This window comes from Dokdonella soli, from assembly GCF_039523175.1.
GTDB lineage: Bacteria > Pseudomonadota > Gammaproteobacteria > Xanthomonadales > Rhodanobacteraceae > Dokdonella_A > Dokdonella_A soli.
Genome location: NZ_BAAAEU010000053.1, coordinates 1 through 590, shown reverse-complemented (window position 1 = coordinate 590; position 590 = coordinate 1). Strand labels below are relative to the sequence as shown.

Sequence of the window (590 nt, the reverse complement as noted above, 5' to 3'; positions counted from 1 at the left end):
CGTACATCACATACGACGAAGGTGAAGAGCGCTGGTTGTTGTTGATGCTGCTGCATCACCTGGCAGGTGATCACATCACTTTGGAAGTGACGCAGGAAGAGACCCAGGCGCATTTGCTGGGCGAAGAAGAACACCTGCCCAAGCCCTTGCCATTTCGCAATTTTGTGGCGCAAGCCCGCCGGGGTGTAAGCCAGGAAGAACACGAAGCGTTTTTCCGCAAGATGCTGGGGGACGTGGACGAGCCGACGATGCCATTCGGGCTGTCGCAGGTACAGGGAGACGGACGGGAGATCGAACAAGTCCGGATGGAGGTGGACACGGCGCTGACGCAGCGATTGCGGCATAGATCGCGCAAACTCGGTGTGAGCGTTGCGAGCTTGTGTCATCTGGCATGGGCGCAAGTTCTGGCGCGGATATCGGGACGCGAGGATGTGGTGTTCGGCACCGTGCTATTCGGCCGCATGCACGCAGGGGAAGGTTCAGACCGGGTGATGGGGTTGTTCATCAACACATTGCCCATCCGGATTACGGTGGATAAGGAGGGTGTGCAGGACGCGGTGCAACGCACGCATGGGTTGCTGGCCAACCTT

1 protein-coding gene is annotated in these 590 nt (G+C 58.8%); it reads left to right on the top strand.

All coding sequences use genetic code 11. From position 1 onward, the window contains the following. On the top strand, window positions 1-590 hold a 590-nt coding region (locus ABD002_RS19600), incomplete at both ends, for a condensation domain-containing protein (protein WP_343794311.1).